Annotated in this window: 25 protein-coding genes; 7 read left to right on the forward strand and 18 right to left on the reverse strand. The window is 61.4% G+C overall.

Translation table 11 applies throughout. From position 1 onward, the window contains the following. Positions 1 to 121 precede the first annotated feature (121 nt). Positions 122 to 760, reverse strand: a complete 639-nt coding sequence (locus tag LNV09_RS18555) for a GNAT family N-acetyltransferase (protein ID WP_263558558.1) — start codon at positions 758 to 760, stop codon at positions 122 to 124. 491 nt (positions 761 to 1,251) lie between these two features. Between LNV09_RS18555 and rplM the strand changes: the two genes are divergently transcribed. The 3 genes from rplM (at position 1,252) to erpA (ending at position 2,682) form a co-directional block, all read left to right on the forward strand. Then, positions 1,252 to 1,680, forward strand: coding sequence for a 50S ribosomal protein L13 (rplM, locus tag LNV09_RS18560; protein ID WP_263533701.1), 429 nt, complete (start codon positions 1,252 to 1,254; stop codon positions 1,678 to 1,680). Positions 1,681 to 1,689: 9 nt separating this feature from the next. Further along, entirely contained in the window at positions 1,690 to 2,082 is a 393-nt protein-coding gene (gene rpsI, locus LNV09_RS18565) for a 30S ribosomal protein S9 (protein ID WP_058722358.1), read from the forward strand. Between the two features lie 225 nt (positions 2,083 to 2,307). Further along, positions 2,308 to 2,682 (forward strand): iron-sulfur cluster insertion protein ErpA, encoded by a 375-nt coding sequence (gene erpA / locus LNV09_RS18570; protein ID WP_263558559.1) that lies wholly within the window; start codon positions 2,308 to 2,310, stop codon positions 2,680 to 2,682. Positions 2,683 to 2,732: 50 nt separating this feature from the next. On the opposite strand, the gene LNV09_RS18575 is transcribed toward erpA, so the two are convergent. Both LNV09_RS18575 and LNV09_RS18580 read right to left on the reverse strand, forming a co-directional pair. Then, complete coding sequence (locus LNV09_RS18575) at positions 2,733 to 3,872, reverse strand: anhydro-N-acetylmuramic acid kinase (protein WP_263558560.1); 1,140 nt, start codon at positions 3,870 to 3,872, stop codon at positions 2,733 to 2,735. 23 nt (positions 3,873 to 3,895) lie between these two features. Continuing rightward, positions 3,896 to 5,278: a M23 family metallopeptidase gene (locus LNV09_RS18580; RefSeq protein ID WP_411969323.1), complete on the reverse strand. Its 1,383-nt coding sequence runs from the start codon at positions 5,276 to 5,278 to the stop codon at positions 3,896 to 3,898. 241 nt (positions 5,279 to 5,519) lie between these two features. Between LNV09_RS18580 and tyrS the strand changes: the two genes are divergently transcribed. Then, positions 5,520 to 6,758: a tyrosine--tRNA ligase gene (gene tyrS, locus LNV09_RS18585; RefSeq protein ID WP_263558562.1), complete on the forward strand. Its 1,239-nt coding sequence runs from the start codon at positions 5,520 to 5,522 to the stop codon at positions 6,756 to 6,758. A 7-nt stretch (positions 6,759 to 6,765) separates the two neighbouring features. Here tyrS and LNV09_RS18590 read toward each other — a convergent pair whose 3' ends face one another. The 12 genes from LNV09_RS18590 to gspG all read right to left on the reverse strand — a co-directional run bounded on the left by LNV09_RS18590 (position 6,766) and on the right by gspG (position 18,316). Further along, the gene (locus LNV09_RS18590; protein ID WP_263558563.1) at positions 6,766 to 7,662 is read right to left on the reverse strand and encodes a 5'-nucleotidase; all 897 of its coding nucleotides are present in this window, start codon (positions 7,660 to 7,662) and stop codon (positions 6,766 to 6,768) included. A gap of 3 nt (positions 7,663 to 7,665) precedes the next feature. Further along, positions 7,666 to 8,877 carry a type II secretion system inner membrane protein GspF gene (gene gspF / locus LNV09_RS18595; RefSeq protein WP_263558564.1) on the reverse strand — a complete coding sequence of 404 codons (1,212 nt, stop codon included), beginning with the start codon at positions 8,875 to 8,877 and terminating at the stop codon, positions 7,666 to 7,668. Between the two features lie 2 nt (positions 8,878 to 8,879). Beyond that, positions 8,880 to 10,301, reverse strand: coding sequence for a type II secretion system ATPase GspE (gspE, locus tag LNV09_RS18600; RefSeq protein ID WP_263558565.1), 1,422 nt, complete (start codon positions 10,299 to 10,301; stop codon positions 8,880 to 8,882). A gap of 25 nt (positions 10,302 to 10,326) precedes the next feature. Further along, a complete protein-coding gene (gspD, locus tag LNV09_RS18605) occupies positions 10,327 to 12,555 on the reverse strand; it encodes a type II secretion system secretin GspD (protein WP_263558566.1) in 2,229 nt (742 codons plus the stop codon). A gap of 2 nt (positions 12,556 to 12,557) precedes the next feature. Then, a complete protein-coding gene (gspN, locus tag LNV09_RS18610) occupies positions 12,558 to 13,478 on the reverse strand; it encodes a type II secretion system protein N (RefSeq protein WP_263558567.1) in 921 nt (306 codons plus the stop codon). Further along, positions 13,475 to 13,984, reverse strand: a complete 510-nt coding sequence (locus LNV09_RS18615) for a type II secretion system protein M (RefSeq protein ID WP_263558568.1) — start codon at positions 13,982 to 13,984, stop codon at positions 13,475 to 13,477. Before LNV09_RS18615 ends, gspN begins: the two co-directional genes overlap by 4 nt. After that, positions 13,981 to 15,249: a type II secretion system protein GspL gene (gene gspL / locus LNV09_RS18620; protein WP_263558569.1), complete on the reverse strand. Its 1,269-nt coding sequence runs from the start codon at positions 15,247 to 15,249 to the stop codon at positions 13,981 to 13,983. The genes LNV09_RS18615 and gspL overlap by 4 nt, the downstream gene beginning before the upstream one ends. A 107-nt stretch (positions 15,250 to 15,356) precedes the next feature. Further along, a complete protein-coding gene (gspK, locus tag LNV09_RS18625) occupies positions 15,357 to 16,364 on the reverse strand; it encodes a type II secretion system minor pseudopilin GspK (RefSeq protein WP_263558570.1) in 1,008 nt (335 codons plus the stop codon). Next, positions 16,361 to 17,014, reverse strand: coding sequence for a PulJ/GspJ family protein (locus tag LNV09_RS18630; protein ID WP_263558571.1), 654 nt, complete (start codon positions 17,012 to 17,014; stop codon positions 16,361 to 16,363). The genes gspK and LNV09_RS18630 overlap by 4 nt, the downstream gene beginning before the upstream one ends. Before the next feature lies 1 nt (position 17,015). Next, positions 17,016 to 17,375 carry a type II secretion system minor pseudopilin GspI gene (gspI, locus tag LNV09_RS18635; protein ID WP_263558572.1) on the reverse strand — a complete coding sequence of 120 codons (360 nt, stop codon included), beginning with the start codon at positions 17,373 to 17,375 and terminating at the stop codon, positions 17,016 to 17,018. Continuing rightward, on the reverse strand, positions 17,372 to 17,857 hold the full coding sequence (locus LNV09_RS18640) for a pilus assembly FimT family protein (protein ID WP_263558573.1): 486 nt from the start codon (positions 17,855 to 17,857) through the stop codon (positions 17,372 to 17,374). Before LNV09_RS18640 ends, gspI begins: the two co-directional genes overlap by 4 nt. Continuing rightward, a complete protein-coding gene (gene gspG, locus LNV09_RS18645; RefSeq protein ID WP_263558574.1) occupies positions 17,858 to 18,316 on the reverse strand; it encodes a type II secretion system major pseudopilin GspG in 459 nt (152 codons plus the stop codon). 84 nt (positions 18,317 to 18,400) lie between these two features. On the opposite strand from gspG, the gene LNV09_RS18650 reads away from it, so the two are divergent. After that, positions 18,401 to 18,970 carry a hypothetical protein gene (locus tag LNV09_RS18650; RefSeq protein ID WP_263558575.1) on the forward strand — a complete coding sequence of 190 codons (570 nt, stop codon included), beginning with the start codon at positions 18,401 to 18,403 and terminating at the stop codon, positions 18,968 to 18,970. Positions 18,971 to 18,973: 3 nt separating this feature from the next. Here the strand turns inward: LNV09_RS18650 and LNV09_RS18655 are convergent, their stop codons facing one another. Both LNV09_RS18655 and ilvA read right to left on the reverse strand, forming a co-directional pair. After that, positions 18,974 to 19,993, reverse strand: a complete 1,020-nt coding sequence (locus tag LNV09_RS18655; protein ID WP_263558576.1) for a nicotinate-nucleotide--dimethylbenzimidazole phosphoribosyltransferase — start codon at positions 19,991 to 19,993, stop codon at positions 18,974 to 18,976. Positions 19,994 to 20,087: 94 nt separating this feature from the next. Continuing rightward, positions 20,088 to 21,680, reverse strand: a complete 1,593-nt coding sequence (gene ilvA, locus LNV09_RS18660; protein ID WP_263558577.1) for a threonine ammonia-lyase, biosynthetic — start codon at positions 21,678 to 21,680, stop codon at positions 20,088 to 20,090. 364 nt (positions 21,681 to 22,044) lie between these two features. On the opposite strand from ilvA, the gene LNV09_RS18665 reads away from it, so the two are divergent. After that, positions 22,045 to 22,467: an OsmC family protein gene (locus LNV09_RS18665; protein WP_263558578.1), complete on the forward strand. Its 423-nt coding sequence runs from the start codon at positions 22,045 to 22,047 to the stop codon at positions 22,465 to 22,467. Between the two features lie 17 nt (positions 22,468 to 22,484). Here the strand turns inward: LNV09_RS18665 and coq7 are convergent, their stop codons facing one another. Next, positions 22,485 to 23,132: a 2-polyprenyl-3-methyl-6-methoxy-1,4-benzoquinone monooxygenase gene (coq7, locus tag LNV09_RS18670; RefSeq protein WP_263558579.1), complete on the reverse strand. Its 648-nt coding sequence runs from the start codon at positions 23,130 to 23,132 to the stop codon at positions 22,485 to 22,487. A gap of 248 nt (positions 23,133 to 23,380) precedes the next feature. Between coq7 and LNV09_RS18675 the strand changes: the two genes are divergently transcribed. Further along, entirely contained in the window at positions 23,381 to 24,406 is a 1,026-nt protein-coding gene (locus tag LNV09_RS18675; RefSeq protein WP_263558580.1) for a porin, read from the forward strand. The last annotated feature ends 139 nt before the right edge of the window (positions 24,407 to 24,545 follow it).

Here is a 24,545-nt window from a genome sequence, read left to right on the forward strand (position 1 = left end):
GTCCGCCATTTATTGAGTTTGCACTGTTTGTCCAGCGCTTATTCGGGCAATGTAGCGCATTGGTATGACAAATAGGCTTGGTAGCTACCCCCGGTTTGAGTGGGGGTCCAACTGAAACTCTCTACAGCTTTGCGGCCTTGCCGGCCTCGTTGAATTTGGACTTCACTTCGGCCACACCGTCGATGATGTGACCGATGACGCGCACATGGCGCTTGAATTGGAAGTCCAATTCGGCCATATGACGCTCAATCGCTTCGCCAACATGGGACGAAACGGTATCGGGCGGGAGGCGCAGCCAAGCTTCTGACTCGGAGCCGTCACGCTCCACCGTAGCGCCGGCATTGCGGGCAATCTTCAACATAGCGCCGTTTTCACTCAGTGCGTGGATGAAGAGCGTGTCGATGCCGCGATTGCGGGCGTGCAGGGCGGCGCGCTCAAACAGCCTGGCGCCCAGGCCGCGGCCGCGTGCCTGACTCAACACCGATACGCCAAACTCGGCCATGGCAGGCAAGCCGGCGCGCTGCGGTTGCGGAGAGTAGGCCAGATGGGCCATCGCAATCAGGTCGAGTTTGCGGTTGAAGATGCCGAACACTTCATCTCGATCAAAGTCCATCGCCATCGCATAGCGGCTGATTTGCTCGTCCGCTGCCGCATAGCCAAAGCGCAGATAGCGGTCGCGTTCGGTTAGGGCCAAAAGGTGCAAGGCGATCCGCTTGCGATGGCGACGGGCCAGCGAGCGAATAGGAATCCAGTTGGCCATACGCTTCAATGCTGCTGTTGGCCCCCAAGCTGCGAGCACACCGGTGCTTGAACTGAGTAGTCCGGGCGACGTTGTGTTCCTTGGGTCGGCGGTGGGCTTCATGTGAGGCGAAGGAAGAGAGGCAGGCGAGGCTGTAAGTAATAACCCTGATTTTAACGTAGAGCAGACCAAATGTAGGCCAGATGCGGGTTTGTGTCGCTAGGCAGTAAAGATTAGCTATTTCTTTGGACTTCCTGCTAGAATGATCGGCTTTTCCGTATTTGGCTGCGGGGAAGAAGTTTTTGCGCGCTACGTGAGAGGTTGCGAGAGCAGGATTTTTGGGGTGGCTTTGTGCCGCTGCAAAGCGTACTGCTTCCAATAAGCAACACCGAGCGAAATCAATGCGTCTGCCGGCTTTCGGTCGTTGGATGAGGGTAAGTGAGCGCAAAGATCTAAATCAGCCATCCGACCGCTGGATCCTATTGTGGGATCTAAGCATTCGAAAGTAACTCATGAAGACCTTCAGCGCCAAACCGGCAGAAGTGACGCACGAGTGGTTTGTGATTGACGCCACCGATAAGGTGCTCGGACGTGTTGCCAGCGAAGTGGCACTCCGTTTGCGCGGCAAGCATAAAGCCATTTATACGCCTCACGTAGATACCGGCGATTTCATCGTCATCATCAACGCAGAAAAACTGCGTGTCACGGGCAACAAGGCCAATGACAAGGTGTACTACCGCCACTCGGGTTTCCCCGGCGGCATTCACGCCACGAAGTTCAAGGACATGCAAGCCAAGCATCCAGGCCGCGCGCTGGAGAAGGCTGTCAAGGGCATGCTGCCCAAGGGTCCTTTGGGCTACGCCATGGTGAAGAAGCTGAAGGTCTATGCCGGTGACACGCATCCGCATGCCGCTCAGCAGCCCAAGGCTCTGGAAATCTAAGGAACGATGATGATCGGAAACTGGAACTACGGTACAGGCCGCCGCAAGTCGTCGGTCGCTCGCGTCTTCATCAAGAAGGGCACTGGCCAAATCGTCGTCAATGGCAAAGCCATCGGTGACTATTTTGGTCGTCAAACTTCCATCATGATCGCCAAGCAGCCTCTGCTGCTGACGAACCATGGTGAGACCTTTGACATCAAGGTGAACGTTCATGGTGGTGGTGAGTCGGGTCAAGCCGGTGCATTGCGCCACGGCATCACTCGCGCTCTGATCGACTATGACGCAACCCTGAAGCCCGAACTGAGCCGCGCTGGCTTCGTTACGCGTGATGCGCGTGAAGTTGAGCGTAAGAAGGTCGGTCTGCACGGTGCTCGTCGCAGGAAGCAGTTCAGCAAGCGCTGATCCTGCTGGTTTGCCGGCGCGGACCTCGTCTGTCGCTGGCATGCACGCTACAAAGCCGCTCTTCGAGCGGCTTTGTTCATTTGAGAAGAGCATATCGGCCTGCATACGAATAACCCTGCGCCAATATGGTCTCGCCATGCGTGAGAACATCAGGTTAGTGGTGCTATAAAGGTCCGTGATTCCGTGGACAATAGCGGCCGAAGTGCAATTACATCAGGATTCCATATGAGCGCAGTTCTTGAATCACCCGCGGCCGATGCCGATGCAATGCCCGTTCCCTTGATCTTCACCGACAGCGCCGCCGAGAAGGTGGCTGACTTGGTGGCCGAGGAAGGCAATCCCGAGCTGAAGTTGCGCGTCTTTGTGCAAGGCGGCGGCTGCTCCGGCTTCCAGTACGGTTTCACCTTTGATGAAGCGGTCAATGAAGATGACACGCAGATGCACAAGAACGGTGTGACCTTGCTGATCGATGCGATGAGCTTGCAGTACTTGGCCGGTGCAGAAATCGACTACAAAGAAGACCTGCAAGGTGCGCAGTTCGTGATCAAGAATCCGAACGCCACTACCACTTGCGGTTGCGGATCAAGCTTCTCGGCCTGATCACCCGTTGTTAAGCAAAAAGCCGCCAAATTCTGGCGGCTTTTTTGTATTCAAGCCGGGTAGAGCGCGCCCAATAGGCGAGGGCCCAGCGCGCCGGTGGCGGCGGGCAGATTGCCCGGCAATTGGCGCAGATGGCGCATGGCCAACCAGGCAAATGCTGCGGCCTCCACCTGCATCACCGGCAGCCCTCTTGCGTCGCTGGCCATCACCTGTGTGCTGGGCAGCAATGCCTGCAAGCGGGCCATCAGATGCTTGTTCAAGGCCCCGCCGCCGCAGACCAGCAACTCTTGCGTGTTCGGGCCATGCCGTAGCAGACTTTGGGCAATTGTCTGTGCACTCAATTCAAGCAGGCTGGCCTGCACGTCTGCCGGCAGCATTTCGCTTTGCAGTCTGCGGTTCAGCCAAACGCGGTTGAACAGGTCGCGCCCGGTGCTGCGCGGTGGCGCTAGGGCAAAAAAAGGCTCGTCGAGCAGTCTGGCCAGCAAACCTGGCAAGACTTGCCCCTTGGCCGCCCAGGCGCCGCCCGCGTCAAATTCGCAGCCCAGATGTTGTTTGACCCAGGCATCCATCAGGCAGTTGCCTGGCCCGCAGTCAAAGCCTAGGGTACTGTCGTCGCTGCCGTCGCTGCCGTCGCTGCCGTCGCTGCCCAATAGGCTGATATTGCTGATGCCGCCGATATTGACAACGGCGATGTTGCGACCAGGTTGTGCAAATTGCGCGCGATGGAATGCCGGCACCAGGGGCGCACCTTGGCCGCCGGCCGCTACGTCGCGACTGCGCAGATCGCAAACCACCGCCACACCGCTTTGTTCCGCGAGCAGGGCGCCGTTCAAGAGTTGGGTGGTGTAGCCGTAGCCATCGAACTCGCCGGGTCTATGCCTGACCGTCTGTCCATGGGCGCCGAGTGCCGCGATGGCACTGGCTTTGAGGCCGCAAGCTTCAAGCAGCTGCGCAACCAGATCTGCGTAGCTACGCGCCAAGGCATTGGCGGCCAAGGCGGCTCGGTGCAATTCGTTGTCGCCCGGGCAGTTGAGTGCGAGTAGCTCATCGCGCAAAGCCGGGCTGAAGGGTTGGTGCAGGTGGCCCAGCACCTGCATGGCTGCACCATCTGCGGGGAAGCGCGCCAATAGTGCGTCCACCCCGTCCAGCGAGGTGCCGGACATCAAGCCAATGAAGAGCTCGCTACTCATTTGCGGCGAGCCGCTTTTGGGTTTCAGTCGGCGCCGCTGACGCCGCCGTCCATGCTTTGCGCGACATTCAGCTGCGTCTTCACGCTGGCGACGGTCTGCTTGAACTGGTTGCGGGCGTAATTGGGCAAAGTGACGGCCTCAGACGCACGGGCAATCGCGCGCGGGTCTTGGTGGCTGCCCTTGACGCGGAACTCGAAATGAAGGTGCGGGCCGGTCGCCCAGCCGGTCGCGCCGACGGCGCCAATCTTTTGGCCCTGCTCAATGCGCTGGCCCTTCTTGACGTCAATGCGGCTCAAGTGTGCGTACACGGTTGTGCGATCACCGTTGTGGCGCACATGGACAACATTGCCGAAGCCGTTTTGCCAGCCGGCGAACTCAATCACGCCGTCGCCGACTGTGCGTACCGCCGTGCCTGCAGGGGCACCGTAATCAACACCGAGGTGCTGACGCCAAGTTTGCAGAATCGGATGAAAGCGCATCGAAAAACCGGAGGTCACGCGCGAGAACTCCATCGGGCTGGCCAGGAAGGAGCGGCGCTTGCTTTGGCCATCAAAGCCGTAGAAATTGCCCTTGCCGGTGGCGTTGTCCTTGAACCAGACGGCCGAATGGGTGCGGCCATTGTTCACAAATTCGCCGGCAATCAGGCGCCCGGCGGAATTATCCCAACTGACGCTTTCGCCGTCGGCGGTCATGCTTTCATAGACGACGGAAAAGCGGTCGCCCTTGCGCAGTTCGCGGTGAAAGTCGATGTCGCCCGCGAACATATCGGCCATCTGTGAGGCGATCGCGTCCGGGATGCGCGCTTCGTCGGTGGCAGCGAACAAAGAGCTTTGGATGCTGCCGCTGCCCAAGCGAATTTGCGCCTGCAGCGGCGCGGTTTCCAACTTGGAAACAAAGGCCTTGCCTTCGCGCGTGATGCTCAGGCGACTGAAGTGCGTGCCTTGCTGTTCGGCCTTTTCGGCCGGGAAGCGCACCACCATGGCTTGCACCACGCCTGCGGCGTCTGCGGTCAACTGCACCGACTTGCCCGCGCGGCCCTGCAGCGTGCGCCTGGCCAAGGGATCATTGCGCAGGAACTGGGCAGCGACCGGGTCGAAGGCACCCAAGCGTTTGAAGAGACTTTCGACCGTATCGCTGCTGCGGGTCAACTCGCTGCGGCTGAGGCCAATTTGGTGCTCTGCCAAGGCCGAAAGTTGCGCCTCAAGATCATTCGTTTGTACCAACTCGGCCAGCGTGCGCTGGGGCAGGTCGCGTGCATCGGGAGCGAGGGGCGCAATACCAAAGGCGGTGACGGCAAAGCCGGTCAGTAAACCCACCACGGTGCCGGTCAATGCACGTGGATGCTTGGCGGCAAAGGCTTCGGCTCGCGCAAAAGCCTGAGCCGCGGCCACTTTCACTTCAATCATCCGGTCGGTCACGTTCTCGAATCCCTCGTTGCTCAAGCAGGCGCCGATTCAGCGTCTGCTTGACAAAAGTGGCGCGTCTTTGCTTGAGGCGCGTCCACTAGAATTGGCATCTTTGTTGCTGCACCCCCCTACTTTTGGGGGTGGCGGCGTCAAACTAGGCGCGAGTATACCGAGTTGATCGGCGCGTCAAACTCTAGAAAACCCCATATATCAAGGCTTTAGCCGAGGCTCGACAGCTGCCATGTCCGAAATTCGAACTCCCGTGCCCGCATTTCCCGTCACCGATCGCGTGCGCGAGGCTTTTGCTGTCAGCAAGCGCGCCTGTGATGAACTCCTGCCGGAGGCTGATTGGTTGCAAAAACTGGCCAAGTCAGAGGCCACCGGCGTGCCGCTGCGCATCAAGCTGGGTCTGGACCCGACCGCGCCTGATATCCACCTTGGCCATACCGTGGTGCTCAACAAGCTGCGCCAGTTGCAGGACCTGGGCCATCAGGTGATTTTTCTGATCGGGGACTTCACCTCGATGATTGGCGATCCGTCCGGCCGCAACGCGACGCGCCCGCCGCTGACGCAGGAGCAGATCAAGGCCAATGCCGAGACCTACTACGCCCAGGCCAGCCTGGTGCTGGACCCGGCCAAGACCGAAATCCGTTACAACTCCGAGTGGAGCGATCCTCTGGGTGCGCGCGGCATGATTCAGTTGGCGGCGAAATACACGGTGGCGCGCATGATGGAGCGCGACGACTTCACCAAGCGTTTCGCCGCGCAGACACCGATTTCGGTGCATGAGTTCCTCTACCCGCTGATGCAGGGCTATGACTCGGTCGCCTTGAAGAGCGATATCGAGTTGGGCGGCACCGACCAGAAGTTCAATTTGCTGATGGGCCGGCATTTGCAGCAGGAATATGGCCAGGAGCCGCAGTGCATCCTGACCATGCCGCTGCTGGAGGGTCTGGACGGCATCGAGAAGATGTCCAAGTCCAAGAACAACTACATCGGCATCAGCGAGCCGGCCAACAGCATGTTCGCCAAGGTCTTGTCGATCAGCGATGTGTTGATGTGGAAATGGTTTGCGTTGCTGAGTTTCAAGAGCGAGGCCGAGATCGCGGCGCTCAAAGCTGAGGTTGAGGCTGGGCGCAACCCCAAGGAAGCCAAAGTCTTGCTGGCCAAGGAAATCACCGCCCGCTTCCACAGCGCCGACGCGGCCATTGCTGCCGAGGCGGACTTCAACAACCGCGCTCGTGGCGGTATTCCGGACGATATTCCTGAAGTCACGCTGAGCGGCGCGCCTATGGGCGTCGGCGCGATGCTCAAAGCGGCCGGTTTGGTCGCTTCAGGCGGCGAGGCCACCCGTATGATCGAACAGGGTGGCGTCAAGATAGATGGCGTGACCATCAGCGACAAGGCCTTGAAGCTGGAAGCCGGCAGCTTTGTCGCTCAGGTAGGTAAACGCAAGTTCTCTCGCGTCACCCTGAGCTGAGCTGGGCTCAGCGATTCGAGATACCGGCCGCCACATGGCCGGCCGGCACATGCGGGGCCGCATTGGCGACATGGCCGGCCTGATCGTCAAAGAAGAAGTCGGGCTCGAACTCGCGCAGGAATTCGCCCTTGGCCAAGCCGCCCAGAAACATCGCCTCGTCCACTTCGATCTGCCAGTTCATCAAGGTGCGGATGGCGCGCTCATGCGCCGGTGCGCTACGAGCCGTCACCAACGCGGTGCGCACCCGCATCGTGTCATTGGGCCTGTGTTGCAAGCGCTGCAAGGCTTCGAGCACCGGCTTGAAGGGCCCGGCCGCCAGTGGCGTATTGGCGTGCGTGGACTCGTGGCTTTGAAACGCGCTCAGGCCGTCGCGCTGAAAGACCTGCTCGGCCTCGTCGGAGAACAGCACCGCATCGCCGTCAAAAGCGATGCGCAGCTCATGCGGATGTTCGGCCGAGGCGCGCGCCGACAGCGGCAGCACGCGCGCTGCCGCGACGCCGGCCGCCAGCGCCGAGCGCACATCGGCCTCGTTGGTGGACAAGAACAGCTGCGCCTTCAAGGGCCGTAAATAGCGCCAGGGGGACTCTCCGCGCGTGAAGACGCCGCGCTGAATGCCCAGTCCGTAATGCGCTGCCGAGCGGAATACCCGCATGCCCGAGACCGGGTCATTGCGCGACAGCACAACGATTTCGACCCGGGGATGCTCCGGCTGGTTGAAGGCCAGCAACTTGTTGACGAGTGAGAAAGCGACGCCGGGTTTGGCTGGTAAATCGAGGCGGCTTTCTTGCAAGGCCATGTAGGCGCGGTCATCGCCGGCCTCGAACAGCTCGTTTTCTTCTTCGAAATCGAACAGGGCACGGGACGAAATAGCGACGACCAGTTGTCCGTCCAGATTCGCCGCCATGTTTTACTTGACCCAGGTGTTGAGTTGAATGATAGGCATCAGCACGGCCAAGACAATCATCAAGACGATGGCGCCCATCACCACGATCAAAATCGGTTCCAGCAAGGTGGCGGCGGCCATCGAACGGCGCTGCACCTCGACGCTGAGCTGCTTGGCGGCGCGCTCCAGCATCTGCGGCAGTTGGCCGGTTTGTTCGCCCAGGCGCGCGAACATCGCCAGGATGCCGGGGAAGCGCTTCTTGCCCGCCAGCGCCGAGCCCAGGGGTGCACCTTCGCGCACCTGCACCAAGGCATCCAGCGCATCGGCCCGCATCGCGCGGTTCGACAGCGTCTCGGCGGCCGCCTGCAAGGCCTTCAGAATCGGCACGCCGGCGCCTGCCAGCATCGCCAAGGTGCTGGCGAAGCGCGCCGCGTTATAGCCGCGCGCCAGCCTCCCGAGCAGCGGTACTTGCAAAACGCCGGCATCAAAGCGTTTGCGAAAGGCCTCGCCGCGCAGCGCCGCCGACAAGGCCATGCCGCCGGCAACCAGGGTCAAGATCATCAACCAGCCCCATTCCCGCACAAAGGCGCTGATGGCCAACATCGCCACCGTCAAAAACGGCAGCGCGCGCTTGGAATTCGTGAATACGGTGGCGATCTGTGGCACCACATAGGTCACCAAGAAGATCACGATCATCACCGAGATCAGCGACACGATGGCCGGGTAGGCCATCGCACCGACCAGCTTGCCGGACAGGTCTTGGCGCTCTTCCAGATCGTCTGCGAGCTTTTCCAAGACATGGCCGAGCGCGCCGCTCTGCTCGCCTGCCGCCACCACGCCGCAAAAGACCTCGTCGAACTCGCGCGGCGCGGTGGACAAGGCATGCGCGAAGGACGCGCCGGCGTTGACCTCGGCCTTCAGCTGCGACAGCAACTCGCGTTGGCGGGCATCCTCACATTCATCGGTCAAGGCGGTCAATGCGCGTTCGACCGGCAGGCCAGAGCCGACCAGACCGGCCAACTGCCGAGTCCAAACGGCCAAGGCCGTCGCATTGAAGACTCGCCGGGTGAAGCGACTGGCGCTGGCCTGGCCATGCTGCTGCACGGTCTGCAAGCTCAGTGGCACTTGGCCTTGCGCGCGCAGAAGAGCCCGCGCGGCGCGCGGTGTGTCTGCTTCGATCAGTCCGCTGACGCTGCGCCCGGAGGCGTTGAGGGCTTCGTATTTATAGGCCGGCATGCTTATTCGCGGGTGACCCGCAAAACTTCCTCGGCTGAGGTGATGCCGGCGGCCACCAACCTGGCCCCATCGTCGCGCATCGAGCGCAATCCGCCCGCTTGCGCCGCCGCCAGCAATTCGCTCTCGGCCGCTTGCTGGTGTATCAGTCCACGCACCTTGTCGTTAGCGATCATCAGCTCATAGACGCCGGTGCGGCCTTTGTAGCCGGTCTGGCTGCAGGCGTCGCAACCAACTGGGTGATATTTTCCTTCTTCATCGACGCGCTTGCATACCGGGCACAACTTGCGAACCAGACGCTGCGCGAGCACACCCAGCAGACTGGAACTAAGCAGAAACGGCTCGATGCCCATATCGGTCAAGCGCGTCACCGCACTGACCGAATCATTGGTATGCAAGGTGGCCAGCACCAAGTGGCCGGTCAGCGAGGCCTGGATGGCGATCTGTGCGGTCTCATGGTCGCGGATTTCGCCGATCATGATGACGTCCGGGTCCTGCCGCAGAATCGCGCGCAGCGCCTTGGCGAAGGTCAGGTCGATCTTGGCATTGACCTGTGTCTGGCCGATGCCGCCCAGCTCGTATTCGATCGGGTCTTCCACCGTCAACACATTGGTCGTGCCGGTGTCCACCGTTTGCAGCGAGGCATACAAACTGGTGGTCTTGCCGCTGCCGGTCGGGCCGGTCACCAGCACAATGCCATGTGGCTGCTGCACCAGGCGCTTGAAGCTGCTGAGCACGTCGCCGCTCATGCCTAAGCCTTCGAGCGTGAATTTCGATTCGCTCTTGTCCAGCAGCCGCAGCACGGCGCGCTCGCCATGGGCCGAGGGCAGCGTCGAGACCCGCACATCGATGGCGCGGCCGCCGATGCGCAGCGAGATGCGGCCGTCTTGCGGCAAGCGCTTCTCGGCGATGTCCAGCTCGGCCATGATCTTCAGGCGCGAGATCAGCGCGGCATGCAGGCCGCGGTTGGGTTGCACGACCTCACGCAGCGTGCCGTCGACGCGAAAGCGTACCGAGCTGGCGCGCTCATAGGGTTCGATGTGGATATCGCTGGCGCCGTCCTTGGCGGCCTGCGTCAGTAATGCGTTAAGCATGCGGATGATGGGGGCGTCGTTGGCCGCCTCCAGCAAGTCCTCAACGGCCGGTAAGTCCTGCATCATGCGCGACAGATCGACCGCGCTCTCGACCTCGCCGATCACCACCGCCGCACTCGATTCGCTGCCTGCATAGGCCGCGTTGATGCGCTCACTCAAGGTGCTGCGTGGCTCTTGCTCGAAACGGTCGACGATGTAAAGCCGCTGCACCTCGGACAAGGTCGCCAGGCTGACCTCGGGCGGCGCCCACAGCACAAGCGTGCTGCCGTCGTCCTCCATCAGCACAGAATTGGCCTTGGCAAAGGCGTAGGGCAGGGGGTGGCGGATGGCCATTGGGTGTCAATCTACAAGGATGCGTTCAGGGTTGCTGTTGAGGCTGGGCCTCGGGGGCGACAACAGCCTTGGGCGGCTTTGAGGCCTCAAGCGCCGCGGCCGAGCCCGGCAAGCTTGGCAAGACTGGTACGCCGGTATCGGGCAGCACAAAGCTCGGCGCTGGTTGGGATTTTTGCTGCACAGCTCGAATCGACTCATAGCGGTCCAGCGTCATCTGGTCGGCCGACTGCTGGTCGCGCATCACGACCGGACGCAGGAAGACCATCAGATTGGTTTTCACCCGCTTGCGGTTCTCGCTCTTGAACAGTGCACCGACCAGCGGCAGATTGCCCAGGCCAGGGACCTTGTCGTCGCCGTCGCTGTATTCATCTTTGAGCAGGCCGCCCAGCACAATGGTCTGCCCATCGTCGACCACCACGGTGGTTTCGATCGAGGCCTTGTCGGTGGTGGGGCCCAAGCTGGAGGTGCCCGGCACAACGGCAGAGTTTTCCTGGAATACCGTCATCCGAACCGTGCCGTTTTCGCCGATCTGACTGCGAATGCGCAGGGTCAGGCCGACGTCCTTGCGGTCCACGGTTTGAAACGGATTGACGGCGCCCCCTGCGCTGCCAGTATTGGAGAAGGAGCCGGACAGGAATGGCACGTTCTGGCCGATCACGATCTTGGCTTCTTCATTGTCCAGCGAGACCAGATTTGGCGTTGACAGCACATTGGCGCCGGCCTGCGACTCCAGGAAGTTGGCGATCGCGCCAAGCGTGTAGAAGCTGCCCAGCTTCTTCAGAAAGCCCAGGTTGAAACCCATCGGTGCGGGGTTTGCTGCCAGCGCCGTCGCGACGCCGGTGCGCCCTTGGGCGACCGCCAGGGAGCCATTGATGATATTGCTTGAACCGGTGCCGAAGTTGGTGCCAGCGCCGGTGATGATGCTGTCACCCTTTTCACCAAACAGGTTCTGCCACTGCACGCCGAATTGCGCCGCCTTGCTGGCATCAACCTTGACGATCATGGTTTCGACATAGACTTGCGCGCGGCGCGAATCCAGTTGGTCGATGACACCACGGATCTGGCGATAAAAAGGACCGCTGGCGGTGATGATCAAGGAGTTGGTCGAGGGGTCAGCCTGCACAAAGCCGCCGGTTGAGGGCCCTTGGCTCTGCGCCACCGGGGTGGTGGCGGCCGTGGAGGGGCCGCTGCTGCTATTGCCCTGGCCGGCGCCGGTCAGCGGTGATCCGCCTAAATTGCTGCTGCTGCTGGTGCTGCCGCTGCTTTGCGAATTGCCAGAGGTGCCGCTCGCACCACCTGCCCCGCCGGCAAAAGCGGCCCGCAGCACCGTCGCCAGCTTGGTCGCGTCGGCGTTCTTCAGATAAACCACATGGATATTGCTGCCGGTGCCGCCGTCACTGGGTGGCTGATCGAGCTTGTCTATCATGGCCCGCGCCATTGCCATCCGGGCCGGGTTGGAGGCACGCAGAATCAAGGCATTGCTGCGCGGATCAACCAGCACGCTCAAGCTGCCGCCGGCTTGGCCCGGCACTGCTGCAACGCCGCCATCGGCAAGCTTTTGCACCAAGGCGGCCAGGTCGGACGCGACCGCATGCTTGAGCGGGACCACCTCCAGGTCGGTGCTGCCCGGGGTGTCCATGGTCGCGATGATGCGGCCCAGGCGCTGCAGGTTCTCGGCGTAATCGGTGATTACCAGGCTGTTATTGCCCGGATTGGCATTGATGGTGTTGTTGGGGCTGATCAAGGGGCGCAGCACCGCCACCAGATTGTTGGCATTCTCGTGATTGAGGCGGAAGATCTGCGTGATGATCTGGTCACCGCGCACGGTGCTGCTGCCCACTGCAACCGAGCCCGCCTGCAGCTTGGCGTCGGCCTCGGGTACGACCTTGTACATGCCGGTGTTCTCAACCACCGTGAAACCCAGGCCACGCAGCGCAGCCAGGTAATTCAGGTAGGCCTCGCGCACGGTCAGGGGTTGTTCGCTATAGAGGGTGATTTGGCCCTTGACGCGGGGGTCGATGATGAACTGTCTGTCCATCATCACGCCGATGGCGCGCGTGACGGCCTCGATATCGGCATTGACGAAGTTCAGCGTCACCGGTGTTTGGGCCTTCAAGGCCGGGCCGCGTGTGCGGCTGCTGGCGGTGGCCTGGGCGGTGGAGGGCTGGGCCCAGGCGGGGTTCAAAAGTGCCAAGGCCAGGACGGAGAGGCCAAGCTGCCGACCTCGAAGCGCGGTTTGGGAGCGCATTTTCATTGTCATCCGATCGAAATGACGGAGCGCGCGCCTTGGCGGCGTCCGATGATATTCAGTAAATTATTCAGAGCCGCTTCGCGCCCCGGCGCGGCCGAGGCCTCGCCCAGAAAGCGTGCTTTGCCGGCACCCATGGTGCCTTCGCCCGACAGCAGCAGCGCGCCGTCCAGCGTGATCAATTTGAGCGTGCTGATGCCGGCCTTGGATTCGTCGCTGCTTTGTGCGGCCAGCGTGAAGCGGTAGCTGCCCAAGGGTGCCAGCGTGGAGATGCGCGAGGATAAATTGATCAGATCCAGATCCAGCTGACCAAACTGGCGCCAGCGCCCCTGCACCCATTCCAGCTTGAAGTCCCGCGCCGTCAAGCGGATCGAGCCGCCCAGTTGCAAGGTGTTCCAAGGCGTGCCCAGGCCCGCCAGCATGCCCGCCGGCCAGCGTGCCAGCCAATCCGCATGGCTGATCAGTGCGACCTCGAAACGGCCCCAGCCGGGCCGAATCTGCAATTGCAGCTCCCCATTGATGCAGCAGTCTTGGCTGGCCTTCAAGGCCAGCGCCATGCCTTGCACATGCATGGACCAGCGCAGCCGGCCCGGCAAGAGGCTGGCGTCGCGGCTGTCGGCGCCGCCGGTCAAGACCAGCACGCCGCTGCCATTCCAGATGCTGCCGCGCGTGTCGGTGATCAAGACATGCCCATTGCTGGCCGAAGCCAAACCGTGCGCCAGCCAACTGGCGGGCGCAAACATGATCAATGACAGCAGGCCGCCGAGCACGGCGCCGGTAACGCTCCAGCGCAAAGCGCTCTGGTTGCGGCCGCGCCAGCTCGGCTCAATCTGGCGTGAGTCTTGCCACTGAGTCGGGCTCAGCTCGGTCAGCGGTGCCTCATTGCGGGGGCGCCGGCTGAACCATGATTTGATCGACAGGCTGCTCATGGGGCGGCTCCGCTGAGCATCAGCACGATGGTGCCGGAGTAGCCATTCGGGCTGCGTTGCAATTTGGCTTCCAGCGGCCGGGCGCGGGCGGCGCTGCGCACCTCACCCAGCCATGACTGCAAAGGTTCGGCGCCGACGCCATTGATGCTCAACACCGCCCGGTCACCGTTGACACTGAGTTTGGCGGTGGGCCCGAGATGCTCGCTGGCTGCTTGCAAGGCTTGGGCGGCGAGCGCGATGGGCACCGCTGGCGTGGCGCGCAATTCGCGTGTCTCTGCGGCCAACGCCTGCATTTCTTGCAACTGCAGCTCCAAGGCTTCCAACTGCGCCGGGGCTTGGCGCAAGGTGCGCAAGCCGGGCTGAATGGCGATCAGCCAAAGCAGCAGCAGAGCCAAGATCCAGGCGACGAATTGCAGTGCGAGTTGATCGCGGTCGGCCAGCGCCTGCCAGCGGGTTTGCGCCTGCGCTTTCAGCGTCTGCCATTTGAGGAATTTGGGCTGATTCATGTTTTGTTGGCGTTTGAAGAAGCCGGGCCTTGGGCCCGGCTGAGCGTCAAGCGTCCCTCGACGGCGTCGAGCTGCCAGCCCTCACTGCTCAATTGGCTGCGGAACTGTTGAACTTGCGCGTCGCTCCAACCATTGGCAGAGAGCGAGAGTCGGCCGGATTCGAACGACAGCGTCTCGACCGGGCCGCGTTCGGCCGGCCAAGCGGTGGCTGCCGCAGCCAGCAGAGTTTCGAGGTCTTGATCGCTGCTGCGACCGGCCGATGCGCGCAGCTGATCGGTTTCGCGCTGCATCTGCACCGGCGCATCGCGGATCGCGCGCACCTGTGGAAAGCTGGCAGTCAGGGTGCTGTCCATCGCGGCGCGCCTGGCTTTGAGTTGGTGGTTATGCTGCCAGGCCAACAGGTTCAAACCCAACACTTGCACGGCCACCAAGCCGGCCAAGCCCCAGCGCACCGGCTTCCAATTGCGACGCATCAAGCCGCGCAGCAGATGGCGCAAGGCGCGGATGCCGCGTGTTCGCGGTGCCAACTCGAATTGGCGCAAATTCCAAGGGCTGTCGATGGCGGCCAGGGCGCGCTCGGCCGGTGTGATGACATTGACGGCGGTGCCCAGCCAGCGTTCGGACTGCGCGGCCACCTCGGGCGCTGCCGTCCATTGCGATATTTGCACCAGCGAGGCCGGGAACAGTTGGCGCGGCAGGCTACCGTCCAGCGGGAAATTGGTCACCCCCTCAGGGTGGCTCCAACGCAGTGCGATCGGGCTTAGTTCATTGCCGGTTTCGTAAAAATGCCCGCGCGGCGGTGCATCGGGCCAGGCCAGCGGCGTGACGCGGTCGACAAAGACCTGTGCGGCCTCTAAGGTAGTCAAATGTTGTTGCAGCCAGGCCCGCGAGGTGATCGCGACCCAGGCAATATCGCCGCCAGAGGCTTCGGCCTCGATGGCGAAATGCAGGCCTTCTGCATCATCGAGCAGCGACTCTTCCAACATGCCGGCCAGTGCAGAGCGCATTTGCCGACCGGCGCGTGGCAAGCTTACTCGCTGCCAGGACAGATCGGATTCGGCCGGAATGGCGATCACCACATCGGCATGCGGCAACTGTGCCGCAGCGCGGTTGCCCTGGGCCGAGATGCTGCTCCCGTCATTGGTCAACACATAGTCATAGTCGCGCCCAGGCACGGCGCGACCCAGGCCTTCAAGGGTCTGGGTGCTGCGGCCTTGTGCATGCAGGCGACTGCGGGCGGGCAAGAAGAGGAGTAGCGTACTCATGGAAGCGGTGGAGCCTATCTCATTCTAGAAGTCTGAAAATGTCAAATGCTCTGAAATCAAAGACTTAGATCGGCTATTTGTAGCGCGGCCGCAGCAATTCTGAGGCATCAAGGTTTCGTTTCAATACGGGGCACGACACGTTGGCGATCCAGGACAAGGATTTCCAAATCGCGCCTTTGTACCAAAGATTTTTCTTCCAGCACTCGCTCCTCCAGGCGCAGCCGCCCATTGACGATGAAAAAGGCGGAGTTGACCGAGGCTCGTTCGGCGGTGACTTGCACGCCCTTGGGGAAAAAATCGGCAGTTTCCTCCAGCTTACTCAAGGGCTTGGCCTGCCGGACTTGCACCAAGCGTTCTGCGGACGCCAGATCCATGCCGTCGAACAAGGCCGCAATGACCTCGCGCGGCGCGGTGTTCAGATTGACGGGCGTGGCAACCGGCAAGAAGGTGATCAGCGGGCTCAGTCGCTCGATGGTGTCGGCACTCAGACCGAACCAGGCGAGTTGGGCTATGTTCTTGGGTTGCAAGGGTATTTCGGATTTTTCCCCGCTAGATGTCTGCGTATCCGATTCGCTCTTGGCCGCATAGGCACTGCGCAGCTTGCCAATGATCAGCGCAGCCGTGCCGGGCGCTGCACCGGCACTGACGACCAAGCGTTCCAACACCCGTTGCTCCAAAGGCGGCACAAGCTTGCCGCCCAGCAGATGCCGCAGGTTGTAGCGCGATTGAGCATCTTGCAGACTGCCGGACAAAAAGGCTTCCGGGCCGTCGTCGGCATTGCTTTTGTCGGCAGCCAAGAAGGTTGACAAGCGCGCTTCGGCCAGCGGCACCGCCCAGACTTCGCCCAAATGGTCGACGGCTTGCTCGCCACGGCGCTGCGCATCGCGGTCGGCCCGGGCGTCTTCGCGCAGTATCAATCTGGCCCAGTCGAGTGAGCCCTGCAAAATCCAGCTGGCCTGAGCGCGGGCGCGCTCGGCCGCCTCAATTTGCACCGCGCGATACTGGCGCCATACCATCGCCGAGGCCAGCGTCGCCACCAAGGTGACGATGATCATCGCGGTCAGCAAGGCAGCCCCTTGCTGTTGGGCTCGCAGAGGCTGAGTCGTGCGGATCATGCTTGCGGCCTCAACTCAACCTGGCGCGTCAACGGCCCACCAAAGCCGCTACCCGGGCCGAACTGAAGCAGCATGCGGATACCGCTGGGCAGCGATTGGCGGGGCTTTTCCGGCGCAGCCGCACCCGATGCACCGGACGCAGGAGGCGGCGGCGGGACGGTGTCGTCGCTGCCGCTGGACAAGCAATTGCTCCAGCTATTGCCTCGGTAGCAATAGAGCTGCCAACCGGTGACGCCCTCCAGTGCGCGCACCTGACCCGCGTCTTGAGCCAGCAACTGCGCACCATGTTTGAAATTCTCTTCCAGCGCGCCAACCGTCTGCACGGGCTTGCTTTCCCAACGGTTGAGTGCGCCGCCACGCACCACCCAGGCAACCACCTGGATGCCTTGCGGGTGTTGGCGGGTCAGGCGCAGGCTGGCACCATCGAAATTCAAGGCTTCAACGCTGCCGCTGTCTTGAATGGAGCGTAGGTCTTGCTCCCACTGCGCCAGCACGGTTTGCAGGCGCGCACTTTGGTCCAGGTTGGTCTGCGCGATCTCGCGGCTCTTGATCAGGGCATCGAGCCCGCGCCAAGCCATCATGGCCATGGTGGACATCACGACCAAGGCAACCAGCACCTCGATCAAGGTAAAACCACGGGGGCGCTGCATGTCAGTAACGGCCCATGATGGTCGAGAGCGAGAGCAGCTGATTGCCGGCTTCGTCGCGAATAGCGGCGTCGACGCGACGAAAACTCGGGTTTGGCGTCGGGCGCACGGTGATCTGGCCCTTATAAGTTTCCCCAAACTGCTCGCAAGTGAAGTCGCTATCGCCGACGCTGGGGAATTGTTTGGACAGCCGCAACTCGGTCAGCTGGTTTTCGGCGCACCACTGCGCGGCACTGATGGTGCGCAAACGCCCCGCGTTCAAGGTGAGTGCACCGGCGGCCTTGACGCCGGCGGTCAGGGCAATCGCCACAATGACCAAGGCGACCAAGACTTCGATCAGGGTGAAACCGCGCTGTTGATTCATGGTGCCGGCGCAGCGGTCACTTCAAAAGCCGACATGCCGTCAGTCGTCAAGACGATTTGCTGAGAGCCCAGGCTGAGTTGCAGGCGCTGCGCACCAATCATCGGCTCAGGCCCCAAGCTGATGAAATTTGCCCCGGCAATCTGTACGGCGATCGGCTCACCGAGCCAGCGCTGCGGCAATTTGACCCGCTTGGGCAAGCCGACGAATTGGAAGTGGTCGGCACTGTCCTTTTTGGTCGGTGCCCATTGCACCGGCAGCCCAGCGGCGCGGCTTTCTGCCCGAGCAGTTTCGAACAGCGCGGTCAGGCGCTCTGCCTCGCGCTCCAACTGAGCGGCGGCCGGGTCGCGCAGCGACAGGCTGACGGTGGCCGTTGCGATGGCAATCAAGGCCACGACTACCAAAAGCTCGATCAGGGTGAAACCGTACGCCTCGCGGCGACGGCCGCGTGCATTCACCCAATCACGACCCAGAGCTCGCAACACTTACTGCCAAGAGCCAATATCAGCGTCATTGCCTTCGCCGCCTGCGCGGCCGTCGGCGCCGAAGCTGTAGACGTCGATCTCGCCCTTGATGCCGGGGTTGGCATATTGATAGGGCTGCTTCCAGGGATCCATCGGCAGCTTCTCGACATAAGGCTTCCAGTTTGGTGGCGGCGTGCCGGCAGTGGGCTTGCGCACCAAGGCTTCGAGGCCTTGTTCTGCACTGGGATAGCGCTGGTTGTCGAGCTTGTACAGCTTCAAGGCCTGCATCAAATTATTGACGTCGGTGCGCGCGGCGGTGACGCGGGCCTCGTCGGCGCGGTCCAGCACATTGGGCACGACCAGCGCGGCCAATACGCCGATGATGACCAAGACGACCAGCAATTCGATCAAGGTGAAGCCGGCGCTGCGGCGAGTGTCGCGGCTGCGGGGAGTAGATGGCGGCGAGGCTTGGATATGCATTTGGGCGTGAGCTTGGAGGGGTGAAGTTGAAGCTACTAACTGCCTACCTGATGAGTGAAGCAGCGGATGAATCATAATCTGCTCATGCTTGCACGAATGATTGCTTTTTTGGTGTGGGGTTTGCTCGCCTGTAGCGGCGGCTATTGGCTGATTCAATTGCTGGCCAAACCCATACAGGTACCCAGTCAGGCGCAGCCGGCGCTGGAGCAGCGCAGTGGTCAAGCCGATTTGACGCGCTTGTTCGGCGCGGCTGCGTCGGTGGTGGCCGAAGCGGCACCGGCGGTCGAGAGTCGATTCAAACTGCTGGGTGTTGTCGCGCCTAAGAAGGTCGGGGCGAGCCAAGCGGGTGAGGGCGTCGCCTTGATCGCGGTGGACGGTATTGCCCGCACGGTCCGCGTCGGAGCCTCGGTGGATGGCAATCTGCAATTGTTGTTCGTTGACGGGCGCTCGGCCAGTTTGGGCGAGGCGGGCGTGGTCAGCATGACCTTGCAAATCAGCCCGCTGGCAGCAGCCGCAACCGGGGCCTTGCCTACGGCGCAGGCTTCGCCGGTGGTGCTGGGCTCTTATGCGCCACCTCCTCCACCTCAACAGCCGCAGCTGGAAAGTCAACCGCGGCCATTGAATGATCCGTCCGGGCCGCCCAATTCGCGTTAAGACTCAAGGCGAGGCTGCATCATGCAGATCGGTGAGCAGGGCGGCGGCGCTGCGGATCATCGGCCAGGCCAAGGCCGCACCGGTGCCGTCAGCGCTGTCCATGCCCAGTTCCAGCAAAGCCGAGGCATGAAACATGGCCAGTGCCTCATCCAGGCCGCGGTGCACATGGCTGCGGCAAAACACCGCAAAGTCGGTGACCGGCGGCGCAATTTTTGCGGCAATTTTCAAGGCCGCGCAGGCGGTGATGCCGTCGACGATGATGAGGCTGCGCTTGGAGGCGGCCACCAACATGGCGCCTACCATCACGGCAATCTCGAATCCACCAAACGCCGCTAACACTTCCATCGGGTCGCTGACATCGCGGTGCCGGGCCTGCGCCGCCTGCAAGACATTGAGCAAATGGGCCAGGTCGTCCTGACGCATATCGGGGCCTGAGATCACAAAGTCACGCAAAGGGCAGTCCATCAAGCGCGCCAACACCAAAGACGCGCTCTCGGCCGAGCCCTGGCCCATGCCGGCGCAGGCCAGCACATTGCCGCTGAGCTTGTCGGCAATCTCCATGCCGACGCGCACACCCGCATGGGCTTGCTCCAAAGTCATGGCTGAACTCACTCTTGAGTTGCGCGTGCCGTGAGCGATCTTGCGGGCTAGCAATTTCGCGTGCGGCGCCAGCGGCTCGGCGATGCCGCAATCGACCAGCACCATCTGCATTCCCTGGATGCGCGCAAAAACCGCCAGCGGCAGTCGATTCTGCAGCGCCAGCATGGCTTGCTCGCGCGTGCTGCGGCCCCATTGGCTGCCGATGCCGTCCACGGCCAAGCCGTGATCGGCGGCAAATACGGCCAATGTCGGATCGCGAAAACGTGGCGTGAGGCTGTTCTGAATCAGACCAAGCCGCACCGCCAGCGGTTCCAACTCACCCAGCCCGCCGGCAATGGCCGCATGCCGATCAACCCGGTCACGCAGCGCTTTTTCCAACACTGGATTGGCCGTCGGACTGATCAGGGACTGTTGGATGGGCATTGGCGGGCTGGCGCGCGGCACACGTAGAGGCTGGATTTTGAAGGCGAGGAGGCGTCATGCGCATCCGCACTTGCCCCTGTCGCTGTCAATTCATTTATCCCAGGAATTGTTTGTAAACCGGGTTGTTGGACTCGTCTACATAGGGGTAGTTCAGTGAGTCCAAAAATGCCCGCAGCGCGGCGTTGTCACCGCGCGGCACCTGAATGCCGACCAAAATGCGGCCGTAGTCGGCGCCCTGGTTGCGGTAGTGAAACAGGCTGATATTCCAGTCCGGGTGCATCGAGCTCAAGAAGCGCATCAAGGCCCCTGGCCGCTCCGGGAAGATGAAACGGTACAGATGCTCATTGCGCGCCAAGTCGGAGCGCCCGCCCACCATATGGCGGATATGCAGCTTGGCCAACTCATCGTCGGTCAGGTCCAGCGTTTCGAAACCGTGCTTGGCAAAGGTCTTGGCCAGCTTGAGCGACTCTTCGCGTTTTTGGGTGGCGATGCCGACGAAGATGTGAGCCTTGTTGGCGTCCGAAATTCGGTAATTGAATTCGGTCACGCTGCGTGGCCCCAGCAACTCGCAAAAGCGCTTGAAGCTGCCGCGCTCCTCGGGGATGGTGATGGCAAACAACGCCTCGCGGTGCTCGCCCACTTCGGCGCGCTCGGCCACAAAGCGCAGGCGGTCGAAGTTCATATTGGCGCCGCAGGTGATGGCGACAAAGGTCTGGCCCTTGCAAGCCTGTGCGGCCACATATTGCTTGATCGCCGCGACGCCTAGGGCGCCGGCCGGCTCCAGAATGCTGCGGGTGTCTTCGAACACATCTTTGATGGCAGCGCACACCGCATCGGTCTCCACCAGCACAAAGTCGTCCACCAGCTCACGGGTGATGCGAAAGGTTTCTTCGCCCACCAGTTTGACGGCCGTGCCGTCGGAGAACAGGCCCACGTCGGCGAGCGTGACGCGCTTGCCGGCGCGCACCGAGCGCACCATGGCGTCGGAATCCTTGGTCTGCACGCCGATGACCTTGATCTCGGGGCGCAGCGCCTTGATGTAGGCGGCCACGCCTGAGATCAGCCCGCCGCCACCGATGGCGACAAAGACCGCGTCAATCGGTCCTTGATGCTGGCGCAAGATCTCCATCGCCACTGTGCCCTGTCCGGCGATCACATCGGGATCATCGAAGGGATGCACAAAAGTCAGTCCTTGCTCGCGCTCCAACTCCAGCGCGCGGCCAAAGGCGTCGGTGAAGCTGTCGCCGTGCAAAATGACTTCACCGCCGAAGGACAGCACCGCGTCGATCTTGACCTTGGGCGTGGTCACGGGCATCACGATCACGGCGCGGCAGCCGAGCTTCTTGGCCGATAGCGCGACGCCTTGTGCGTGGTTGCCGGCCGAAGCGCAGATCACTCCTTTAGCCAGAGCCTCGGCGCTCAAGTTCACCATTTTGTTGTAGGCGCCGCGCAGCTTGAAGCTGAATACCGGTTGCTCGTCTTCGCGCTTGAGCAAGACCTTGTTGCCCAATCGTTTGGACAGGTTCTTGGCGGGTGTTAGCGAAGTCTCAACCGCGACGTCATAGACGCGGGCATTCAGAATTCGCTGTAAATAGCTGTTGTCGCTGGGAATCAGCGCAGGGAGGGCTGGCTTAGCTGCTGCGGCAGCTTTTGCGGTCCGGGTTCTTGCGGGGGACGGGCCAGCCATGAAATCTCCGATGCGAAACTGTTGCGGTGCGGCATGATAAGCGAGGCGCTTGGTGCAGGCGCCGGCATATGGCGGGCTCTTGGCGGGCCCTTGGCGGGCAATTGGTGCGCAATTGGCGGGCAAAAAAAAGCCCAAGCTTTTGCAAGCTCGGGCTGAATCCACCATGGAGGCGGTGGAGGAGACAATCGGTGCGAAGCAAGCGCTTGGCTGTAAATCAACTGAAATACCGCTTTAAGACCACTTGCTCATTTCGCTTGGGGTGATTTTAGCCGAAAGTTATGCTGCGCTGCAATATTTCCTTGTGAATACTTGAGTTCTTGTGAAGCATCGCTGCCAAGTTGGCGGCAAAAAATGGAGAGTTTCTATGGAGTGCACGATCAATTGGATGGGCGCAGGTGGTATGGCTTTTGTGGCCGAAACCGGCAGTGGTCATCTCTTGGCAATGGACGGTGCGCCAGACGGCGGCGGGCGCAACTTGGCGCCGCGACCGATGGAGACTGTGTTGGCCGGCACCGGTGGCTGCACGGCGTATGACGTGGTCTTGATCCTCAAGCGTGGTCGCCACGACGTGACCGGCTGCCAAGTCAAACTGACTGCGGAGCGGGCGCCGACCGAGCCCAAGGTGTTCACCGCCATTCACATGCATTTTGTGGTGACCGGGCGCGCGCTCAAGCAAGATGTGGTCGAGCGTGCGGTGGCCTTGTCGCACGAAAAATACTGCTCCGCCAGCATCATGCTGGGCAAGACGGCCGTGATGACGACTTCGGTGGAGTTGATCGAGTGCTAAGCGCCCGAGCGCGCTGACTAAATGTAATGGGCGGTGCGCGTCATCAGACGTGCGGCCAGCTTCATCAGCTTCTTGATCGGGCTGGGCAATGTCCGCGCCCCTGCAGCAAGGGCCTCCTCGGCGTGGCGTGCCTCTTCCTCCTTCATTTGGGACACGATGGCGCGCGAGCGCTGATCACTCAGCGGTAAGCGATCTAAATGAGTCGCCAGGTGTTGTTCCACTTGGCGTTCGGTTTCGACCACAAAACCCAGGCTGACACTATCGCCCGCCATGCCGGCCAGGCTGCCAACGACAAAGGCGCCGCCATACCAGAGCGGGTTCAAGCGGCTGGTGTGGCTGCCCAACTCATCAATGCGCTGCCGAGTCCAAGCGAGATGATCCATCTCTTCCTTGGCTGCCTGGGCGAAGTGGGCGCGCAATTCGGGGTCGCGGGTCAGCAGTGCCTGTGATTGATAAAGCGCTTGCGCGCAAATTTCGCCAACGTGATTGACGCGCATCAGCGCACCAGCGAGCCTGCACTCATCTGGAGTCAAGGTGAAGTCCTGACTCAAGGCCCCGGCCGGTGAGCTGCGAGCGGCTGGCGGTTTGCCGAATACGGTTCTCAATCCATGGTCTGCGCTGGCAAGCAGCGAATCCAATTTTGAGAGCTCGATTTGGGTTGGCATGGGTGGGACAGGGGACGATGTGGTGGTTCAGTTTAAGAGCGGGCGACCAAATCCAAGCGAATATGACGTTGTTGTGATGCTTGTTTTTTGTTGTGAGTCAACAACGCAAACCCTAGTTTTATCGAGCGTGTCGTCGAAAAGCGGCATTCATCTGGTGCAATACGGCAACTTCCGATGAAGGGAGTGGGTCCGGCGAGCGCTGAGTGGCGTTTGCAGATCGGCCCTTTTTGAACACTTAGGAGTATCGAATGAAGAAATCTATTGTTGCTTTGGCCGTACTCGGCTCGTTCGCTGGCGTCGCAGCTGCTCAATCGTCGGTGACCCTGTTCGGCGTGATTGACGCTGCTATGCGTTACACCGATGCGAATGGCAAGCATGTCTACAGCTTGGCTTCCGGTGGCAACACCACCAGCCGTTTCGGCGTGCGTGGCGTTGAAGATCTGGGCGGTGATCTGAAGGCTGGCTTCTGGCTGGAAAGCGAAGTCAATACCGATACCGGTGCTTCCGGTGCATCCTTTTGGGCTCGTCGTGCAACGGTCAGCTTGATCTCGGCCAGCATGGGCGAAGTTCGCCTGGGTCGTTTCAAGACCGTGACCAAGTTGACGATCGAAGAGTTTGACCCGGTGAGCGCCACGGGTCTGGGTTCGGTTTTCAACTTGTACAGCAAGCTGGGTTCGACTGTTGACATGAGCCGCAGCGACAACCAAGTTTCGTACTCGGCTCCTGCCAATCTGGGTGGCTTCTACGGCGGCTTGGAAGCGTCGGCTGGTGAAGGCCCTGCGACGAACTTGAACAAGAGCGTTGGTGGACGCGTTGGCTACAAGGCTGGTGCGTTCAGCTTGGCAGCAGCTTACACAGAATTTGGCGTGAACACCAAGTTCAAGCTGATGACTTTGGGTGGATCTTATGACTTCGGCATGGCCAAGGTCAGCGGTTTGTACTCAACCACCGACTACAGCCCGCACAAGCAAGACCTGTACACGATCGCTGTGACCGCGCCTGTTGGCGTGGGTAGCGTTTGGGCTTCGTACACTGATGCGAGCTACAAGAAGGGCAATGCCCTCAAGGCCGTGTCTGGCGATGCTTACCAATTGGCTGCTGGCTATGTGCACAACCTGTCCAAGCGCACTGCGCTGTACACAACCGTGTCCTACATCGACAACAAGGCTGGCGCAAACTTCGGCGTGAATGGTGTTGGCGCAGCCGCCAACCCAGCTGTTGTTGCAGACGGCCGTTCCGGCGGTGTCGACGTCGGCGTGCGTCACAGCTTCTAAGCTTGACGGCTGATGGGCTTTCGGGCCTGTTGACCAGTAAGCCGCCTTCGGGCGGCTTTTTTTATGCCCGCAGGAACGAGGAGTCTCCTGAGTGACAGGGTTAGCGCCTGTGGGAAGCCCGCAACATAGCCCCCTAAGA

The sequence above is a fragment of the Paucibacter sp. B2R-40 genome, from assembly GCF_025717555.1.
GTDB lineage: Bacteria > Pseudomonadota > Gammaproteobacteria > Burkholderiales > Burkholderiaceae_C > Paucibacter_A.

Coding starts and splice junctions, on each gene's coding strand:
- gspF (WP_263558564.1), bottom strand. CDS start 8,877: ATGCCGGCCTATAAATACGAAGCCCTCAACGCCTCCGGGCGCAGCGTC.
- tyrS (WP_263558562.1), top strand. CDS start 5,520: ATGTCCGAAATTCGAACTCCCGTGCCCGCATTTCCCGTCACCGATCGC.
- LNV09_RS18615 (WP_263558568.1), bottom strand. CDS start 13,984: ATGAATCAGCCCAAATTCCTCAAATGGCAGACGCTGAAAGCGCAGGCG.
- gspG (WP_263558574.1), bottom strand. CDS start 18,316: ATGCATATCCAAGCCTCGCCGCCATCTACTCCCCGCAGCCGCGACACT.
- coq7 (WP_263558579.1), bottom strand. CDS start 23,132: ATGCCAACCCAAATCGAGCTCTCAAAATTGGATTCGCTGCTTGCCAGC.
- gspE (WP_263558565.1), bottom strand. CDS start 10,301: ATGGCCATCCGCCACCCCCTGCCCTACGCCTTTGCCAAGGCCAATTCT.
- LNV09_RS18590 (WP_263558563.1), bottom strand. CDS start 7,662: ATGGCGGCGAATCTGGACGGACAACTGGTCGTCGCTATTTCGTCCCGT.
- rpsI (WP_058722358.1), top strand. CDS start 1,690: ATGATCGGAAACTGGAACTACGGTACAGGCCGCCGCAAGTCGTCGGTC.
- LNV09_RS18630 (WP_263558571.1), bottom strand. CDS start 17,014: ATGCAGCGCCCCCGTGGTTTTACCTTGATCGAGGTGCTGGTTGCCTTG.
- LNV09_RS18655 (WP_263558576.1), bottom strand. CDS start 19,993: ATGCCCATCCAACAGTCCCTGATCAGTCCGACGGCCAATCCAGTGTTG.
- gspL (WP_263558569.1), bottom strand. CDS start 15,249: ATGAGTACGCTACTCCTCTTCTTGCCCGCCCGCAGTCGCCTGCATGCA.
- rplM (WP_263533701.1), top strand. CDS start 1,252: ATGAAGACCTTCAGCGCCAAACCGGCAGAAGTGACGCACGAGTGGTTT.
- erpA (WP_263558559.1), top strand. CDS start 2,308: ATGAGCGCAGTTCTTGAATCACCCGCGGCCGATGCCGATGCAATGCCC.
- LNV09_RS18580 (WP_411969323.1), bottom strand. CDS start 5,278: ATGATTGAAGTGAAAGTGGCCGCGGCTCAGGCTTTTGCGCGAGCCGAA.
- LNV09_RS18555 (WP_263558558.1), bottom strand. CDS start 760: ATGGCCAACTGGATTCCTATTCGCTCGCTGGCCCGTCGCCATCGCAAG.
- LNV09_RS18665 (WP_263558578.1), top strand. CDS start 22,045: ATGGAGTGCACGATCAATTGGATGGGCGCAGGTGGTATGGCTTTTGTG.
- ilvA (WP_263558577.1), bottom strand. CDS start 21,680: ATGGCTGGCCCGTCCCCCGCAAGAACCCGGACCGCAAAAGCTGCCGCA.
- LNV09_RS18650 (WP_263558575.1), top strand. CDS start 18,401: ATGCTTGCACGAATGATTGCTTTTTTGGTGTGGGGTTTGCTCGCCTGT.
- gspN (WP_263558567.1), bottom strand. CDS start 13,478: ATGAGCAGCCTGTCGATCAAATCATGGTTCAGCCGGCGCCCCCGCAAT.
- gspD (WP_263558566.1), bottom strand. CDS start 12,555: ATGAAAATGCGCTCCCAAACCGCGCTTCGAGGTCGGCAGCTTGGCCTC.
- gspK (WP_263558570.1), bottom strand. CDS start 16,364: ATGATCCGCACGACTCAGCCTCTGCGAGCCCAACAGCAAGGGGCTGCC.
- LNV09_RS18675 (WP_263558580.1), top strand. CDS start 23,381: ATGAAGAAATCTATTGTTGCTTTGGCCGTACTCGGCTCGTTCGCTGGC.
- LNV09_RS18575 (WP_263558560.1), bottom strand. CDS start 3,872: ATGAGTAGCGAGCTCTTCATTGGCTTGATGTCCGGCACCTCGCTGGAC.
- gspI (WP_263558572.1), bottom strand. CDS start 17,375: ATGAATCAACAGCGCGGTTTCACCCTGATCGAAGTCTTGGTCGCCTTG.